Origin of the sequence: Methylobacterium sp. CCH7-A2 (assembly GCF_001557075.1) — a bacterium.
GTDB lineage: Bacteria > Pseudomonadota > Alphaproteobacteria > Rhizobiales > Beijerinckiaceae > Allobosea > Allobosea massiliensis.
In genome coordinates this window covers 1-14,965 of the sequence record NZ_LSKN01000240.1, presented here as the reverse complement: position 1 = coordinate 14,965, position 14,965 = coordinate 1, and the positions used below count along the sequence as shown (strand labels likewise).

The 14,965-nt window shown below is 67.9% G+C and carries 16 protein-coding genes; 10 read left to right on the top strand and 6 right to left on the bottom strand.

Annotation, left to right across the window (positions count from 1 at the left end):
- Positions 1 to 5: 5 nt before the first annotated feature.
- The 7 genes from AX750_RS18240 to AX750_RS18210 all read left to right on the top strand — a co-directional run bounded on the left by AX750_RS18240 (position 6) and on the right by AX750_RS18210 (position 6,383).
- Entirely contained in the window at positions 6 to 683 is a 678-nt protein-coding gene (locus AX750_RS18240) for a flagellar hook capping FlgD N-terminal domain-containing protein (protein WP_066734288.1), read from the top strand.
- A 105-nt stretch (positions 684 to 788) separates the two neighbouring features.
- A complete protein-coding gene (locus AX750_RS18235) occupies positions 789 to 1,064 on the top strand; it encodes a DUF1153 domain-containing protein (RefSeq protein WP_038359348.1) in 276 nt (91 codons plus the stop codon).
- A 198-nt stretch (positions 1,065 to 1,262) separates the two neighbouring features.
- Positions 1,263 to 2,936 (top strand): flagellar basal-body MS-ring/collar protein FliF, encoded by a 1,674-nt coding sequence (fliF, locus tag AX750_RS18230; RefSeq protein ID WP_082735401.1) that lies wholly within the window; start codon positions 1,263 to 1,265, stop codon positions 2,934 to 2,936.
- A gap of 92 nt (positions 2,937 to 3,028) precedes the next feature.
- Positions 3,029 to 4,018 carry a flagellar motor switch protein FliG gene (gene fliG / locus AX750_RS18225; protein WP_066734332.1) on the top strand — a complete coding sequence of 330 codons (990 nt, stop codon included), beginning with the start codon at positions 3,029 to 3,031 and terminating at the stop codon, positions 4,016 to 4,018.
- 2 nt (positions 4,019 to 4,020) lie between these two features.
- A complete protein-coding gene (locus AX750_RS18220; protein ID WP_082735402.1) occupies positions 4,021 to 4,614 on the top strand; it encodes a FliH/SctL family protein in 594 nt (197 codons plus the stop codon).
- A gap of 9 nt (positions 4,615 to 4,623) precedes the next feature.
- Entirely contained in the window at positions 4,624 to 4,974 is a 351-nt protein-coding gene (gene fliN, locus AX750_RS18215) for a flagellar motor switch protein FliN (protein ID WP_066734291.1), read from the top strand.
- A 44-nt stretch (positions 4,975 to 5,018) separates the two neighbouring features.
- Positions 5,019 to 6,383, top strand: coding sequence for a sigma-54 dependent transcriptional regulator (locus AX750_RS18210; RefSeq protein WP_066734294.1), 1,365 nt, complete (start codon positions 5,019 to 5,021; stop codon positions 6,381 to 6,383).
- A 12-nt stretch (positions 6,384 to 6,395) separates the two neighbouring features.
- Here the strand turns inward: AX750_RS18210 and AX750_RS18205 are convergent, their stop codons facing one another.
- The 3 genes from AX750_RS18205 to AX750_RS18195 form a co-directional block, all read right to left on the bottom strand.
- Positions 6,396 to 6,722 (bottom strand): hypothetical protein, encoded by a 327-nt coding sequence (locus AX750_RS18205; RefSeq protein ID WP_197431925.1) that lies wholly within the window; start codon positions 6,720 to 6,722, stop codon positions 6,396 to 6,398.
- 139 nt (positions 6,723 to 6,861) lie between these two features.
- Positions 6,862 to 8,313 (bottom strand): MFS transporter, encoded by a 1,452-nt coding sequence (locus tag AX750_RS18200; protein WP_066734301.1) that lies wholly within the window; start codon positions 8,311 to 8,313, stop codon positions 6,862 to 6,864.
- 86 nt (positions 8,314 to 8,399) lie between these two features.
- Positions 8,400 to 8,681 (bottom strand): hypothetical protein, encoded by a 282-nt coding sequence (locus AX750_RS18195; protein WP_156450077.1) that lies wholly within the window; start codon positions 8,679 to 8,681, stop codon positions 8,400 to 8,402.
- A gap of 284 nt (positions 8,682 to 8,965) precedes the next feature.
- Between AX750_RS18195 and flhA the strand changes: the two genes are divergently transcribed.
- Both flhA and AX750_RS18185 read left to right on the top strand, forming a co-directional pair.
- The gene (gene flhA, locus AX750_RS18190) at positions 8,966 to 11,047 is read left to right on the top strand and encodes a flagellar biosynthesis protein FlhA (protein WP_245282436.1); all 2,082 of its coding nucleotides are present in this window, start codon (positions 8,966 to 8,968) and stop codon (positions 11,045 to 11,047) included.
- An 88-nt stretch (positions 11,048 to 11,135) separates the two neighbouring features.
- Positions 11,136 to 12,017 (top strand): EamA family transporter, encoded by an 882-nt coding sequence (locus AX750_RS18185; protein WP_066734317.1) that lies wholly within the window; start codon positions 11,136 to 11,138, stop codon positions 12,015 to 12,017.
- A gap of 58 nt (positions 12,018 to 12,075) precedes the next feature.
- On the opposite strand, the gene AX750_RS18180 is transcribed toward AX750_RS18185, so the two are convergent.
- The 3 genes from AX750_RS18180 to AX750_RS18170 all read right to left on the bottom strand — a co-directional run bounded on the left by AX750_RS18180 (position 12,076) and on the right by AX750_RS18170 (position 14,124).
- Positions 12,076 to 13,113, bottom strand: a complete 1,038-nt coding sequence (locus AX750_RS18180) for a YbhN family protein (protein ID WP_066734320.1) — start codon at positions 13,111 to 13,113, stop codon at positions 12,076 to 12,078.
- Between the two features lie 131 nt (positions 13,114 to 13,244).
- Positions 13,245 to 13,637, bottom strand: coding sequence for a DUF305 domain-containing protein (locus AX750_RS18175; RefSeq protein ID WP_066734323.1), 393 nt, complete (start codon positions 13,635 to 13,637; stop codon positions 13,245 to 13,247).
- An 85-nt stretch (positions 13,638 to 13,722) separates the two neighbouring features.
- Positions 13,723 to 14,124 carry a hypothetical protein gene (locus AX750_RS18170; RefSeq protein WP_066734328.1) on the bottom strand — a complete coding sequence of 134 codons (402 nt, stop codon included), beginning with the start codon at positions 14,122 to 14,124 and terminating at the stop codon, positions 13,723 to 13,725.
- A gap of 95 nt (positions 14,125 to 14,219) precedes the next feature.
- Here AX750_RS18170 and AX750_RS18165 point away from each other — a divergent pair, with 95 nt between their 5' ends.
- On the top strand, positions 14,220 to 14,834 hold the full coding sequence (locus AX750_RS18165; RefSeq protein ID WP_066734338.1) for a GNAT family N-acetyltransferase: 615 nt from the start codon (positions 14,220 to 14,222) through the stop codon (positions 14,832 to 14,834).
- The last annotated feature ends 131 nt before the right edge of the window (positions 14,835 to 14,965 follow it).

Here is a 14,965-nt window from a genome sequence, read left to right as displayed (position 1 = left end):
GCGTCATGACCGTCTCCAACACCTCGAGCTCGACCTCGAGCACCTCGAGCAGCACCAGCAGTTCCAGCACCGTCTCGGGCGGCGCCGCGATCGCGCAGAATTTCGACCAGTTTCTGACCTTGCTGACGACCCAGCTCAAGAACCAGTCACCGCTCGACCCGCTCGACACCAACCAGTTCACGCAGCAGCTGGTGCAGTTCGCGGGCGTCGAGCAGCAGCTCAAGACCAATGAGACGCTGAGTTCGCTGCTCAGCCTCAATTCGGCCGGCACGGCGACGAGCGCCGTCGGTTTCATCGGTGCGACCATCACCTCCGACGGCGCCACGACGCGTCTCGAGAAGGGCAAGGCCGAATGGCAGGTCAACGTGCCGCGCGGCGGCGTCGCGACGATCACGATCAAGGATTCGAAGGGCAGCGTCGTGCAGACGCAGACCAAGACGCTCGTCGCCGGTGACCAGAAATACACCTGGGACGGCACGACCTCGACGGCGCAAACAGCGGCGGACGGGGAATACACGATCACGATCGATGCCAAGGACACGGCCGGCGCGACCATGACGGCGACGACGAAGATCAGTGGCGTGGTCGACGGCGTCGACTTCACCGGCTCGATCCCGACGCTGAAGATCGGCGCGATCAGTGTCCCGATCGACAAGGTCAAGAGCGTGGTGCGGACGCAGTGAAGCGAATCAGCGATGGCGAAAGCCGTGGGTTTCGCCTTAGGCAAATCTTAAAGCGGTAGCCCTATGCTCGGCACAAGTAGCTCTGTTGAGTTGTGTGAGTGTACCATGACCGAGCCTTTGCGACCGCGGGTGAAATACGTGATCGGACCGGACGGAAGTCCGCTGACGATCGCCGACCTTCCGCCGATGAATACCCGCCGCTGGGTGATCCGGCGCAAGGCCGAGGTCGTCGCCGCGGTGCGCGGCGGCCTCCTGAGCCTCGAAGAAGCCTGCCAGCGCTACACGCTGACAGTGGACGAATTCCTCAGCTGGCAGATGTCGATCGACCAGCACGGCCTCGCGGGGCTGCGCACCACCCGGATCCAGCACTACCGCCAATGATCGCAGCTGACCGCTGCCGGATGCCCCAAGGCGTCGGTCCCCGGACCGGCGCCTTTTTCGTTCCGGCGGCCCTGTCCGGGACAATCTTAACGGCCGCCCGGCAAAAATTAACCAGACGCTAACCACGCACCGGGAAAAACTTGCCTAGTAACCCGCGACCAGGAGCGGGCGGGACGGCTTTGTGAAACGGATAGCGGCGTGAGCGGCATCGTCGAACAGTTCTCGCGTTTTGGAGCGCCGCGCCTGGCGGCGATGCTGGCGGTCACGCTCGCGCTCGTCGGCTTCTTCGCCTTCGTGATGATGCGGATGTCCCAGCCCGCCATGGGCGTCCTGTTTTCCGACCTGAATTCCTCCGATGTCAGCGCCATCCTCAAGGACCTCGACACGCGCGGCGTGAAATATGAGCTGCGCGGCGATGGCCAGACCATCCTGGTCGACAAGACGGTCGTGCCGCGGCTGCGGCTCGACCTCGCCAGCAAGGGCATCCCGGCGGGCGGCGGCGTCGGCTACGAGATCTTCGACAAGGGCGACGCCTTTTCCTCGACCAGCTTCGTCCAGAACATCAACCACATGCGCGCGCTCGAAGGCGAGCTGTCGCGCACGATCCGCTCGATCAGCCGCGTCCAGGCCGCGCGCGTGCACCTCGTGATCCCTGAAAAGCGGCTGTTCGAGCGCGACCGCGAGCCCCCGCGGGCCTCGATCGCGCTCAAGCTGGGAGGCGATCTCGACGCGGCTCAGGTCCGGGCTATCCGCCATCTCGTCTCCTCGGCGGTCGACGGGCTGAAGCCCGAGCGGGTCTCGATCGTCGACGAGCGTGGCCGGCTGCTCGCCGACGGTGCCCAGTCGGAGAACGGCGTGGCCGGGCTCGGCATCGAGGAGCGGCAGGTCGGCATCGAGCGCCGCCTCAAACTGCAGATTGAGGACATCGTCGCCAGCATCGTCGGTCACGGCCGGGCCCGCGTGCAGGTTTCGGCGGCGCTCGACGTCAACCGCATCGAGAGCCGCTCCGAGACCTTCGATCCCGAGAGCCGCGTCGTTCGCTCCAGCCAGAACCGGACCGAGGCGTCGACGACCTCCGAGGGCGGCGGCGCCGTCACCGTCGGTAACGAGCTGCCCGGCGCCCAGCCCGGGCAGGGCGGCAACGCCCCGCGCGACAACTCCCAGAAGAACGAGGAGGTCGTCAATTACGAGATCTCCCGCACGACCCGCACCGAGGTGCTGGAGGGCGGGCGGGTCAAGCGGCTCTCGGTGGCGGTGCTGGTCGACGGCACCTATACGCGCGGCGCCAATGGCGAGGTGACGTATCAGCCGCGCAGCAACGAGGATCTGGAGCGCATCGGCCAGCTCGTGAGGACGGCGGCCGGCTTCGACGAGTCTCGCGGCGACAAGCTCGAGGTCGTCAATCTGCGCTTCGCCGAGGCGCCGCCGACCGCGACCGATCTGGTCGAGCAGAGCCTCATGCAGCAGCTGCTTTCGGTCACGAAGGAGGACGTCATCCGCTTCGCCGAGATCGGCGTGATCGCCCTGCTCACGCTGATCGTGCTGATGGTGGTGGTGCGGCCGCTGCTCAAGCAGATCCTCGCGCCCGATCCCGGCGCCGCCATGCGGGGCGGGCCCATGATCATCCGCAATGGCGTCGCGATGATTCCCGCCGAAACGAACGGCGATCCGGCCGCCTCGCGCGCGCTGCCGGGAGCCGACGGCGATCCGCTCAACGTGGAGCTGCCCTCGGAGCGCATGCTCGCCGTCGCCCAGTTCAAGGGGCAGCTCAAGGCGCAGTCCGTGGAAAAAATCGGTCAGATGGTCTCCCAGAACCCGGCGGACAGCGTCGCGGTGCTGCGGACCTGGATCCACGAAAAAGCCGCGGCATGACGGGGCACTGAGCCATGGCCGAAGCACGTTCCCTCGCCAACCGCGACGGCTCCATCGAAGGCGGTGGCATCGGCGTCACCAATATCGACGAGATGACCGGCCCGCAGCGGGCCGCGGTGATCCTGCTCGTGCTCGGCGAAGAGCACGGCCGGAAGATCTGGTCGGAATTCGACGACGAGGAAATCCGCATCATCACCCGCGCCATGGCAGAACTCGGCACGGTCGATGCCGACGATGTCGAGCGGCTGATGCTGGACTTCGTCGGCAAGCTTTCCAGCGCCGGCGCCGTCACCGGCTCTTTCGACCGCACGATCTCGCTGCTCGAGAAGATCCTGCCGACCGATCAGGTCGCCATGATCATGGAGGAAATCCGCGGTCCCGCCGGCCGCAACATGTGGCAGAAGCTCGGCAATATCGACGCCGTTGTGCTCGCCAACTTCCTCAAGAACGAATATCCGCAGACGATCGCGGTGATCCTCTCCAAGATCCGGCCCGACCATGCCGCCAACGTGCTGCGCAACCTGCCGAACGATCTCTCGATCGAGGTCGTCGGGCGGATGCTGCGGCTGGAATCGGTGCAGAAGGAAGCGCTCGACCATATCGAGAACACGCTGCGTACCGAATTCGTCGCGACCCTGACGCAGACGCGGCGGCGCGATCCCCACGAGATGATGGCCGAGATCTTCAACGGCTTCGACCGGCAGACGGAGATGCGCTTCCTGTCCGCGCTCGACGCCTCCAACCAGGATTCGGCCGCGCGCATCCGGGCGCTGATGTTCACCTTCGAGGATCTCGGCAAGCTCGATCCGGCCGGGCTGCAGACGCTGATGCGCCAGGTCGACAAGGATACGCTGACCCGCGCCCTCAAGGGCGCCAGCGAGGGGATGCGCGACTTCTTCTTCAGCGCGATGTCGCAACGCGCCGTCAAGAACATGCAGGACGACATCCAGAGTCTCGGGCCGCTGCGGCTCAAGGAGGTCGACGAGGCGCAGCAGAAGCTCGTCGCGCTGACCAAGGACCTCGCCGACAAGGGCGAGATCATTCTGTCCAAGGGCAATGCCGAAGACGAGCTGGTCTATTGACGATGAGCAGCGCCACGAAATTCACCTTCGGGACGGATTTCCGCGAAGGCGGCCGCAGGGCGGCCGGCGAGGCCGACATCGCGGCTGCACGAGCCGAGGGTTTCGCGGCGGGGGTCGAGCAGGGGCGGCGTGAGGCCGAGGGGCAGCTCAACGGGCTGGTCGCCCAACTGGCCCGGGCCGCCGAGCGGCTCGTCGCGCAGGAAGCCACCCATGCGGCCGAGGTCGAAGCGCGGGCGGCCTATGTCGCCGTCGTCGCGGCGCGGGCCCTTGCGGGGGCCGCCCTGGGCGAGCGGCCGCTGGCGGCGCTGGAGAACGCGCTGCGCGAGTGCCTCGCCCATGCGCGGCAGGCGCCGCATCTGGTGATGCGGGTGAATGAAGGCGCTGTGGAAACGGCCGAGGCCCTGGTCCGGCGCCTCGCCCAGGAAACCGGCTTCGCCGGGCGCCTCGTGGTGCTGGGCGAGCCCGACATCGCGCCCGGGGACGGGCGCATCGAATGGGCCGAGGGCGGCTTCGTGATCGAAAGGGAGCGGCTCGGACAATTGGTGGATCAGGCCGTGGCGACGGCGTTTCCCGGCTTCCGGCCCCCTGCGGAGTAAGGACGAGCGATGAGCACGGACAACGATCTCAAGCTGCCGCCTCTCAACCCGGCGGATCTCTCCTTCGACCACAACGACAGCTCGGTCGCGCGGTCGGGGCCGGTGCCGGTCAAGACGGCGGAGGATCTCGAACAGGTCTTCGACGTGCCGGTCAACGTCTCGGCCGTGCTCGGCTCCTCGAAGATCGCCGTCGGCGATCTGCTGCAGATCGTGCCGGGCGCCGTGCTGGAACTCGACCGCCGCGTCGGCGAGGCGATCGACATCTTCGTCAACGAGCGTCTGGTGGCACGCGGGGAGGTCGTCGTGGTGGAGGACCGGCTCGGCGTCACCATGACCGAAATCATCAAGGCCGACCGGTAAGGCCCGGTCGACCCGTCACGCAGTCACGCAGGAGGGCTTCAGCCATGCGTCTCATCATCGCCGGCGGTCTCAAGGGACAGCTCATCGCCGCCGCCAAGATCGCGATCGCGCATGGCGCCAATGTCACGCACACCGAGGGGCTGGAGCAGACGCTCGCCGTGCTGCGGTCCAAGGGCGCGGACCTGCTCATGGTCGAGGTTGCGCTGCCGGTGGCGCAATTCGTCGCCTCGCTGGAAGCGGAGCGCATCCGCACGCCGATCGTCGCCTGCGGCACCTCGACCGACGCACGGGCGGCTGTCGCGGCGATCCAGGCCGGGGCGCGCGAATACGTTCCCCTGCCGCCCGATCCCGAGCTGATCGCGGCCGTGCTGGAGGCCGTCGCCGCCGACCAGTCGAGCCTGATCTGGAAAGACCCGGCGATGGAGCGGGTGGTCCAGCTCGCGGGCCAGATCGCGCGTTCGGACGCGCCCGTGCTGGTGACGGGCGAGAGCGGCACCGGCAAGGAGGTGATCGCCCGGCACCTGCATCAGAAGTCGCTGCGCAAGGACAAGCCCTTCGTCGCGGTCAACTGCGCGGCCATCCCCGACAATCTGCTGGAGTCCGAGCTGTTCGGGCATGAAAAGGGCGCCTTCACCGGCGCCATCGCGCGGCGCATCGGCAAATTCGAGGAGGCCAATGGCGGGACGCTGCTGCTCGATGAAATCTCGGAGATGGATGTCCGCCTGCAGGCCAAGCTCCTGCGGGCGCTGCAGGAGCGGATGATCGACCGCGTCGGGGGAACGACGCCGGTCAAGGTCGATCTGCGCATCATCGCCACGTCCAACCGCAATCTCGGCGATGCGGTACGCGAAGGCTCCTTCCGCGAAGACCTGTTCTACCGCCTCAACGTGGTGCATCTGCGGCTGCCGGCGCTCCGCGAGCGCCCTGGCGATATTCTCGCCCTGGCGGATCATTTCGCTCGGAAATATGCCGAGTTGAACGGCATGCCGTTGCGCCCGATCGCGCCCGAGGCGCGCAAGCTGCTGCTCTCGAATGCCTGGCGCGGCAATGTCCGCGAACTGGAGAACACGATCCACCGCGCCGTGCTGCTGGCGCGCGGCGCCGAGATCGGGCCGGAAGCGGTGATGACGCCCGAGGGCGAAACACTAGGCCCAGCTGCAGGCCGCGACCCGGCCGCCCGCGCCGCGCAGACGGCGGAGGCCATGACACGGTCGCTGGTCGGCCACACCGTCGCCGATGTCGAGCGCGAGCTGATCCTCGACACGCTCGACCACTGCCTCGGGAATCGCACCCATGCGGCCAAGATCCTGGGAATCTCAATCCGCACCCTGCGCAACAAGCTGAGCGAGTACAGCTCAGCCGGTATCGCCGTAGCAGAGCCGGGTCAGGCGCGCGTCAGCGCGCTCTGACCCGATCGGGCCTTACCAGTAGCGGCGCCGGTAATAGCGGGGGCGGGCGTAATAGCGCGGGCGGTAATAATAGCGCGGCCGCGGGCGGTAATAGTAGCGCGGCCGGGCGTAATAGCGCGGCCGGCGGCGGTAATAGTAATACTGGCTATAGTCGGCCTCGGCCTTGTCCAGGCCATCCTTGACTTCCGCCGTGACGGCCTCCGCGTCGTTCGCAGGGGCCGGCTCCGGTTTCGCCTCGGGCCGTGTTGCCGGCTGGGTCGCCTCGGCCGCAGCGAGGCCGCCCAGGCTCGCGACGGCCATGCCGCCGATCAGAGACATGATGAACGAACGTCTGTCCACGAGATCCTCCGCAGTGTCTGTCGCCACATCGTCCCCGGCATCCTAGGGCCAAGTCGGCGGTCCGGAATAATGCATTCGAATGATGCATTGTTCCGTTCGGTATCGGTTTCGGTGTCGGGGCTCCGATGGCGCGGTCCGCTTAGTCGGCCGCGTTCAAGGGGCGGGCGATGCTCTCAAGCGGCTGCCGCTCAGCCCGAATGGCGAAGCGGGCCGCGATCGCAGCCACCGCCAGCATGAGCACGGCCCCGAACAGATAACCGCCGAAGACGCTGCCGCGGGAGCCGGTATCGATCAGAAAGCCAAACAGCCAGGGGCCGGCGACGCCGCCCACACCGGTGCCCACCGCGTAGAAAGCGGCGATCGCGAGCGCCCGCATCTCGACCGGGAACGTCTCGCTGACGGTCAGATAGGCCGAACTCGCGGCTGCGGAAGCGAAGAAGAACACGACGCTCCAGCATAGGGTGAGCTGCTGCGCTGTCAGAAGATCGCGCCAGAAGAGATAGCCGGTGCCGGTGAGGAGCAGGCCCGAAAGGGCGTAGGTCACGGCGATCATCGTGCGACGTCCGACCGTGTCGAAGAGCCGCCCGAGGATCAAAGGCCCGAGGAAATTGCCGGCCGCGAAGGGCAGGATGAACCAGCCGATCGACTGCGAGGGAACCTGGTAGAAGTCGGTCAGGATCAGCGCATAGGTGAAGAAGATGGCATTGTAGAAGAAGGCCTGCGCGACCATCAGCGCCAGCCCGACCAGTGCGCGCGGGCGATGGACGACGAAGAGCACGTGAAAGACCTCGCGCAGCGGCGTCACCGCGCGGGGCCGCAAATGGGTCAGCGGGAGCGATTCCTGCGGATCATGGCGGATGCCGGCGCGAGCCTCGATCGCCGCGACGATGGCTTCGGCCTCCTGCGTCCGGCCATGGCCGATGAGCCAGCGCGGGCTTTCGGGGATCCACTGCCGCAGCACGAGGATGATCAGCCCCAGCGCCGAGCCGATGAAAAAGGCAAGCCGCCAGCCGAGCTCGGGATCGATCACGGCGGGGTCGAGGAGAATGATCGCGCCCACGGCGCCCAGGGCCGCGCCGACCCAGAAGGACCCATTGATGACAAGGTCGACCCAACCGCGGACGCGTGCGGGGACGAGTTCCTGAATGGTCGAGTTGATGGCCGTGTATTCGCCGCCGATGCCCATGCCGGTGAAGAAGCGGAAGACGATGAAGCTCCAGAAGTTCCAGGAGAAGGCGGTGGCTGCGGTCGCGGCGAGATAGACCAGCAGGGTGACGGTGAAGAGCTTCTTGCGACCGAGCCTGTCGGTCAGCCAGCCGAAGAAGAGCGCGCCGATGACGGCTCCGGCGAGATAGGCGGCTCCCGCCATTCCGACCTCGGTATTGCTGAAGCGCAGGACGGGGCTGTCCTTCAGCGCCCCGGAGACCGAGCCCGCGAGAGTGACTTCCAGCCCGTCGAGAATCCAGGTCACGCCGAGGGCGACGACGACGAGCGTATGAAAGGGCGACCAGGGCAGGCGGTCGAGGCGGGCGGGGATCGCGGTGGCGACCACGCCGGGTGCTGGCGCCGGAGTCGCGACGGGCTCTGCCATGCCAAGGGACCTCCGGCTCCGCGGTCTGAAAACGCTGCCTCACGCAAAAGGGCGGCGGCCCAAGCCGCCGCCCCCGAGAATATCGCTCAGCGCACAATGACGCGGCGGCGGACGACCACCGGCCTGCGATAGCGGCGCGGACGGCGACGCACGATCACGCGCTCACGCACCACGACCGGCCGACGCGGACGGCGCACGACGCGCTCGCGCACGACGACCTGGCTGAAATCGGCGTCGGTCTTGTCCAGGGCCGCCTTGGTCGCGGCATCCAGATCACCGGCCTTGACCGGCATCTCACCCTCAGCAGCCTGTGCGAGGGCAATACCGCCGACGCTGGCCGCGGCAATGCCGCCGAACAGGCTCAACACGAATGAACGTCTATCCAAGGTCGTTCTCCAGTAGCTGTGGCTTTTCGAAAAAGCCCGGTCATCCACCCCGGTTCCAGTGGGCGGGCGGAATGGGGCCGCAGCGCGGCCATTCGATAACGGTCTGTTCAGGAAAGGGTTCCGGAAGGAACTAATCCGGTCTTCTTAACCACTCGTTCACCCTATGCCCGGCAAGAATTGCCGGGTGCGTGCGCAGTTCGGCGCGGGGAGCAGGCTGGTCGATGACGGATGTGACCACGGCAGCAGCGGCAGGCGGTGGCTTCGAGATGAGCCGCGGGGGGATGGGGAAGCTCCTCAACCGCCCGGACCTGTTCCTGGCGATCGGCGTCATGGGCATCCTCGTGGTGCTCATCTTCCCGTTGCCGAGCCTACTGCTCGACATGCTGCTGGCGCTCTCGATCATCCTGTCGGTGCTCGTGCTGATGACGGCGCTGTTCATCGAGGAACCGCTGGAGTTCTCGGCTTTCCCGACGGTGCTGCTGATCGTCACCATGCTCCGGCTGGCCCTGAATCTCGCCTCGACGCGTCTGATCCTCGCCCATGGGCATGAGGGCAGCGCGGCGGCCGGCCACGTCATCGAGGCCTTTGGCAATTTCGTGATGGGCGGCAATTTCGTGATCGGGGTGATCGTCTTCACCATCCTGATCATCGTGAACTTCGTCGTTATCACGAAGGGCTCGGGGCGCATCGCCGAGGTCGCGGCCCGTTTCGCGCTCGACGCGATGCCCGGCAAGCAGATGGCGATCGACGCCGATCTCTCGGCGGGGCTGATCGACCAGGAGGTCGCCAAGACCCGTCGCAAGGCGCTCGAGGACGAGGCCAACTTCTTCGGCTCGATGGACGGTGCCTCGAAATTCGTGCGCGGCGACGCCATCGCCGGCCTGCTGATCACCTTCATCAACGTTCTGGGCGGCATCATCATCGGCGTCGCGCAGCAGGGCATGGGCTTCGGCGACGCCGCCCGCGCCTATACGCAGCTGACCGTCGGCGACGGCCTCGTCAGCCAGATCCCGGCGCTCATCGTCTCGACCGCCGCGGGCCTGCTCGTGTCGAAATCCGGCGTGCGCGGCGCGGCCGACAAGGCGCTCGGCAAGCAGCTCTCCGGCTATCCGAAGGCGCTCGGCATGTCGGCGGCGGTGATGGCGCTGATCGCGATCCTCCCCGGCATCCCGATGCTGCCTTTCCTGGTGCTGGCGCTGGCCGCCGCCTGGCTAGCCCGCCATTTCGGGCAGATCGCCAAGGCCAAGGAGGCGGAGGACGCCGATGCGGCCCAGGCGGCCTCGCCGCTGCAGGCGGACGGAACGCCGAAGGAGGAGACGCTCAACGACCTGCTCAAGCTCGACGAGCTGAAGATCGAGATCGGCTACGGGCTGCTGCCGCTGGTCAATTCGGCCGGCGGGCAGGACCGGCTGACCGACCAGGTCCGGGCGCTGCGCCGCCAGCTTGCCGCCGAACTCGGCTTCGTCATGCCGGCCGTGCGCATCGTCGACAACGTCCAGCTCGAGGCGAACCACTACTTCATCAAGATCAAGGAGATCGATGCCGGGCACGGCATCGTCTATGCCGGCCAGTACATGGCGATGGACCCGATGGGCGGCAGCGTGAACCTGCCCGGCCACAACGTGCTGGAGCCGACCTTCGGCCTGCCGGCGACCTGGATCGACGGTGCGCTGCAGGACGAGGCGCAGCTGCGCGGCTACACGGTGGTCGACGCCGCGACGGTGATCTCGACGCATCTCACCGAGGTGCTGAAGTCGCACATGCCGGAGCTGCTCTCGCATGGCGAGGTGCAGAAGCTGCTGCGCGAGCTGCCCAAGGACCATGCCGATCTCATCAAGGAGATCGTGCCGAGCCAGATCTCGACCACCGGCATTCAGCGCGTGCTGCAGCTCCTGCTCTCCGAACGCATCTCGATCCGGGACCTCGCCACCATCGTGGAGGGCATCGCTGAGGCTGCGGGCGGGCTCAAGAACCCGCGCGACATCGCCGAGCATGTCCGCATGCGGCTCTCGCGCCAGATCTGCGCGCAGTTCTCGAACGGGCAGGGCCTGCTGCCGATCATCACGCTCTCGCCGGCCTGGGAGAGCGTTTTCGCCGAGTCCATCATCGGCCAGGGCGAGGATCGCCATCTCGCCATGCAGCCCTCGCGGCTGCAGGAGTTCGTCCATCAGGTGCGCGACAAGTTCGAGGATGCGGCGCGCATGGGCGAGATGCCGGCGCTCGTCACCTCCGGCATGGCGCGGCCCTTCGTGCGCCAGATCATCGAGCGCTTCCGGCGCGAGACGCCGGTGCTCTCGCAGGCCGAGATCCATCCGCGCGTGCGGCTGAAGACAGTCGGCACCGTCTGAGCAGGCACCGGCGCCGCCGGTTTCCACGGGGCGCCGATGCCGGCGGTGCAATGGTGGGGCCGGCGGGCCTCGCCTAAGACGGCTGGGCATGTCGCGCAACGCCGCCCTCTTCGCCCTGCTCTGCCTCGTCTGGGGGCTGACCTTCCTGCCGGTCAGGATCGCCTCCGCGCACACCTCGCCTTTGCTGCTCGCCGCGGCCCGCTTCGTCATCGCCGGAGGGCTGCTGCTGCTCTGGGCCGGGCGGGATGCGGGCCGGGTTCCGCCCGCCGCCTGGCCGCGGCTGATCGGCACGGCGCTGCTGGTCAACACCGCCAATTACGCCTTCCTGTTCTGGGGCGCGGCCCATGCCCCCTCCGGCCTCTCGGCCATCGTCAACATGGCGACGATCCCGATCTGGACGCTGATCGCGGTGCGGCTGATCGAAGGCGAGGCGATCACTGGGCGGCGGCTGCTGGCGATCGCGCTCGGGACGGCGGGGCTCGGCTTCCTCTTCGGGCAGCGCCTCTCCGGCGGAGTGGGCTCGGGTGACGCGCTGGAGGCCTGGGGGCTGGCCTCGGTCGCCTTCGGAACGCTGTGCTACTGCATCGGCGCGGTGCTGAGCCGGCCGATTGCGGGGACGATGCCGACGCTGACGCTGGCGAGCTGGCAGACGGCGATCGGCGCGGCCGGGCTGATCGTCGTGACGCTGGTGCTGGAGCCGGTCGGCACCGCCGAACTCGCGGGTTTGCTGGCCTGGCCCGTGGCGCCGGCGCTCGCCTTCCTGGTCGGGGCTGGCTCGCTGATCGGCTTCACCATCTTCATCCGGTTGCTGCGCGACTGGGGCGCCTTCGGAGCCGGGCTCTACGCCTTCGTCAGCCCGGTGATCGCGGTGATCGCCGGCGTGTTGCTGCTCGACGAGCCCTTCGGCCGCAGCGAGGCGATCGGCGCGGCGCTGATGTTCGCGGCCGCCGCGATCGCACTCCGACGCTGACGGGCATTGTCGCGCATCGGATGGCTCCGAAAACCGGGTCCCGACTTTAGGGGCGGTGCTAGGGCGGTGGGGCGATGCGGGTGTTTCGCCGGAGCTGGGCCCGCTCGAAGGCCAGCACCACCGGCAGCGACACGACCAGCGGGATGATGAGATAGAACATCCGCCAGATCAGCAGCGCGGCGAAGACGGCCGGCGCCGGCATGCCGGGCATCACCGCCAGAAACACCGCCTCCATCACGCCGACTCCGCCCGGGACCTGGCTGAGCAGCCCGGCCGAGAAGGAGAGCAGGAAGGCGCCGAGCACGATCATGAAGCCCGGATTGCCCTGCTCCGGCAACGCGAAATAGATGATGCCGGCAGCGCCGGCGAGTTCGAGCGGGGCGGCGAGATATTGCCGGAAGACGATCGGCAGGCGCGGATAGATGATCTCGAGCTTGCCGAGGCGCAGCGGCCGGAATTTCAGCCAAGAGCCGATCGTGTAAAGCGCGACGAAGCCGAGCATGGCGACGCCGATCAGCCGCGCGCCATTGTCGCCGATCGCGAACCAGGAGGAGAGCCGGCCGAGCGGGCGCAGGATCTCGGGCTCGTAGAGCAGGACGAGGCCCATCAGCAGGATCGTCCCGAAGGCGAAGGTGAAGGAGCAGAGCGCGACCAGCACCGCGACCTCGCCCGCGGTCAGCCCCTTGGCCGTATAGGCGCGGAAGCGCACCATGCCGCCGGAGAACACAGAGGCGCCGATGTTGTGGGAGAGGGCGTAGGTGACGAAGGAGCAGACCGAGATGTAGAGCCAGGAGATGCCCTTCTCCTTGCCGAGATGGAGCAGGGCGATGCGGTCGTACCAGGCGAGGGCCGCATAGGCGACGAGGGTCGCGAGCGCAGCGTGGAAGAAGGCGTCGGTCGGGATCACCGCGATCTTCTGGCCGATGCGGCTGGCGACGATGCGCAGATTGTCCCAGAAACTGCCCTGGGCGAGCAGCGCCTCGATGGCGGCATCCGTCCCGGCCTCGGCCTTGAGCTTGTCCCAGAGCAGATCGACGGACCAGACGACCGCGACGAGCCCGATGATCGGCCAGAGGTAATCCAGATATCGCTTCATGGGACCCGCGGGCTGCGAGGGCGTGGAGATCGGCGCAAACGGCGCAGCGGGGAGCCGTGCGTGCAGCCTCTGTGCCAGCGAGGCGGAGGAAGGGCAAGCGGCGTCGCCGCCGCCTGCCGGGTCGTCGATGGCTATTTGCCGTTGGCCTTGAGCCAGTCGCGCATCATCGCGATCTCTTTCTCCTGATCGGCGATGATGCTGGTCGCGAGCTTCTTCAGCGCCGGGTCCTTGCCATGGGCGAGCATGACCCTGGCCATGTCGATGGCGCCCTGGTGATGCGGGATCATGCCGCGCACGAAATCGGCGTCGGCATCGCCGGTGAAGGCGATGTCCATGTCCTTGTGCATCTTCGCATTGGCGGCCTTGTAGGCGGTGGTCGCTGCGCTGTCGCCCGCCTTCGCGGCGGGCGCGCCGTGGCCGCCATGGGAGCCGTGGCCCTGATGCTGCTGGGCCAGCGCCGTGCCGCCGAGCGCGAGCGCAGCGACGAGCCCGAGGGCGAGGCGGGTGGAAACGGAAACGGTCATGAGTGGTCCTCGATGAAGACGGGAGGCCGCGGCGGCCCGCAGGCCCGGCGCGCGGCTCCCTGCAAACGAAAAAGGGTGGAAGGGTTCAGGCCGGCCTGCGCCGCGGCGGGCGCTCGGCCGGCTCGGGCGTGCGCTCGGGCTTCGCGGCCACCGTCACGGGGGCAAGGCTGCGCCAGCCGGCCGGATCGCTGGCGCCGGGCAGGGCAGGGGCCTGGGCCAGGAGCCCGCAGCCGAGAATGCAGCAGGAGGGCATGGCGTGGCCGGGCGCGGCCGGCGCGGTGTCGTGATGGCCGGCCTCCTCATGGCAGGGCGTCGGCCCCGCGGCAGCTGGGTGTGGCTCGGTGTGGAAAGCCGCCGGGGCGGCATGGCCCGCGGCCAGCGTCGCATGAGGCAGCACGGCGAGCAGCATAATCGCGAGCGCGACCACGAGCCGCGCCAGCGCGAGGCCGCGCCCGCCTGTCCCTGCCCGCTGATGCCGCTTCGCCATGAGGTGATGTCTCCGCCCCGATCATGTCATGATCGGGGCAGGGCGCCAGCCGAATCCGGTTGGCCGCCGAATGCCGATTCACCGACCAGGCCGACATGACCCAGACCCTGACCATCAGCCTCACCGGCACCACCGACCTGCCGCCCGGCAAGATCGCCGCCATCGTCACCTCGCTGGAGATGTTCGCGCGCCCGCCCGAGCGGCCCGATCCGCCGGGGCTGGAAGGGTTTGCGCTGGAGCGGATCGGCGCGGACGAACTGGACCGCTATCTCGCCATGTACCGGCGGCTGGGCGAGCGCTGGATGTGGTTCAGCCGGCTGGTCAAGCCCCGCGGCGAGGTCGCGGCCATCCTCGGCGACGCGAATGTCGAGACCTACATGGTCCGCCGCGAGGGCGCCGATCACGGCCTGCTCGAACTGGATTTCCGGGTGGCGGGCGAGGCGGAGCTCGCCTTCTTCGGCCTCGACGAGGCGGTGGTGGGCAAAGGCGCCGGTCGTTGGCTGATGAACCGGGCGCTGGCGCTGGCCTGGGCCAAGCCGATCGGGCGCTTCTGGGTCCACACCTGCACGCTCGACCACCCCTCCGCGCCGGAATTCTACCAGCGCTCGGGGTTTACGGTGTTCAAGCGCGGCGTCGAGGTCGATGACGACCCGCGGCTCAAGGGGCAGATGCGGCCGGATTGCGCGCCGCATCACCCGGTGATCGGGTAGGGGGCGGCGGGGAAATGGCGATGGGCCAGCTTTCGACCCGTAGCCGGCATTCACCATTCACTGTTGACCAGCGCCATCGGTCGTGTCCCTGCTGGTGGTGTAGCTTCGCAGAGCCACCGCGTGCCGGCTTT

What these genes read in the sequence shown, in the direction of transcription:
- fliG (WP_066734332.1), top strand. Translation starts at nt 3,029, where the DNA reads ATGACCGGCCCGCAGCGGGCCGCGGTGATCCTGCTCGTGCTCGGCGAA.
- AX750_RS18220 (WP_082735402.1), top strand. Translation starts at nt 4,021, where the DNA reads ATGAGCAGCGCCACGAAATTCACCTTCGGGACGGATTTCCGCGAAGGC.
- AX750_RS18200 (WP_066734301.1), bottom strand. Translation starts at nt 8,313, where the DNA reads ATGGCAGAGCCCGTCGCGACTCCGGCGCCAGCACCCGGCGTGGTCGCC.
- AX750_RS18170 (WP_066734328.1), bottom strand. Translation starts at nt 14,124, where the DNA reads ATGGCGAAGCGGCATCAGCGGGCAGGGACAGGCGGGCGCGGCCTCGCG.
- AX750_RS18165 (WP_066734338.1), top strand. Translation starts at nt 14,220, where the DNA reads ATGACCCAGACCCTGACCATCAGCCTCACCGGCACCACCGACCTGCCG.
- AX750_RS18185 (WP_066734317.1), top strand. Translation starts at nt 11,136, where the DNA reads ATGTCGCGCAACGCCGCCCTCTTCGCCCTGCTCTGCCTCGTCTGGGGG.
- AX750_RS18175 (WP_066734323.1), bottom strand. Translation starts at nt 13,637, where the DNA reads ATGACCGTTTCCGTTTCCACCCGCCTCGCCCTCGGGCTCGTCGCTGCG.
- flhA (WP_245282436.1), top strand. Translation starts at nt 8,966, where the DNA reads ATGAGCCGCGGGGGGATGGGGAAGCTCCTCAACCGCCCGGACCTGTTC.
- AX750_RS18235 (WP_038359348.1), top strand. Translation starts at nt 789, where the DNA reads ATGACCGAGCCTTTGCGACCGCGGGTGAAATACGTGATCGGACCGGAC.
- fliN (WP_066734291.1), top strand. Translation starts at nt 4,624, where the DNA reads ATGAGCACGGACAACGATCTCAAGCTGCCGCCTCTCAACCCGGCGGAT.
- AX750_RS18240 (WP_066734288.1), top strand. Translation starts at nt 6, where the DNA reads ATGACCGTCTCCAACACCTCGAGCTCGACCTCGAGCACCTCGAGCAGC.
- AX750_RS18180 (WP_066734320.1), bottom strand. Translation starts at nt 13,113, where the DNA reads ATGAAGCGATATCTGGATTACCTCTGGCCGATCATCGGGCTCGTCGCG.
- AX750_RS18210 (WP_066734294.1), top strand. Translation starts at nt 5,019, where the DNA reads ATGCGTCTCATCATCGCCGGCGGTCTCAAGGGACAGCTCATCGCCGCC.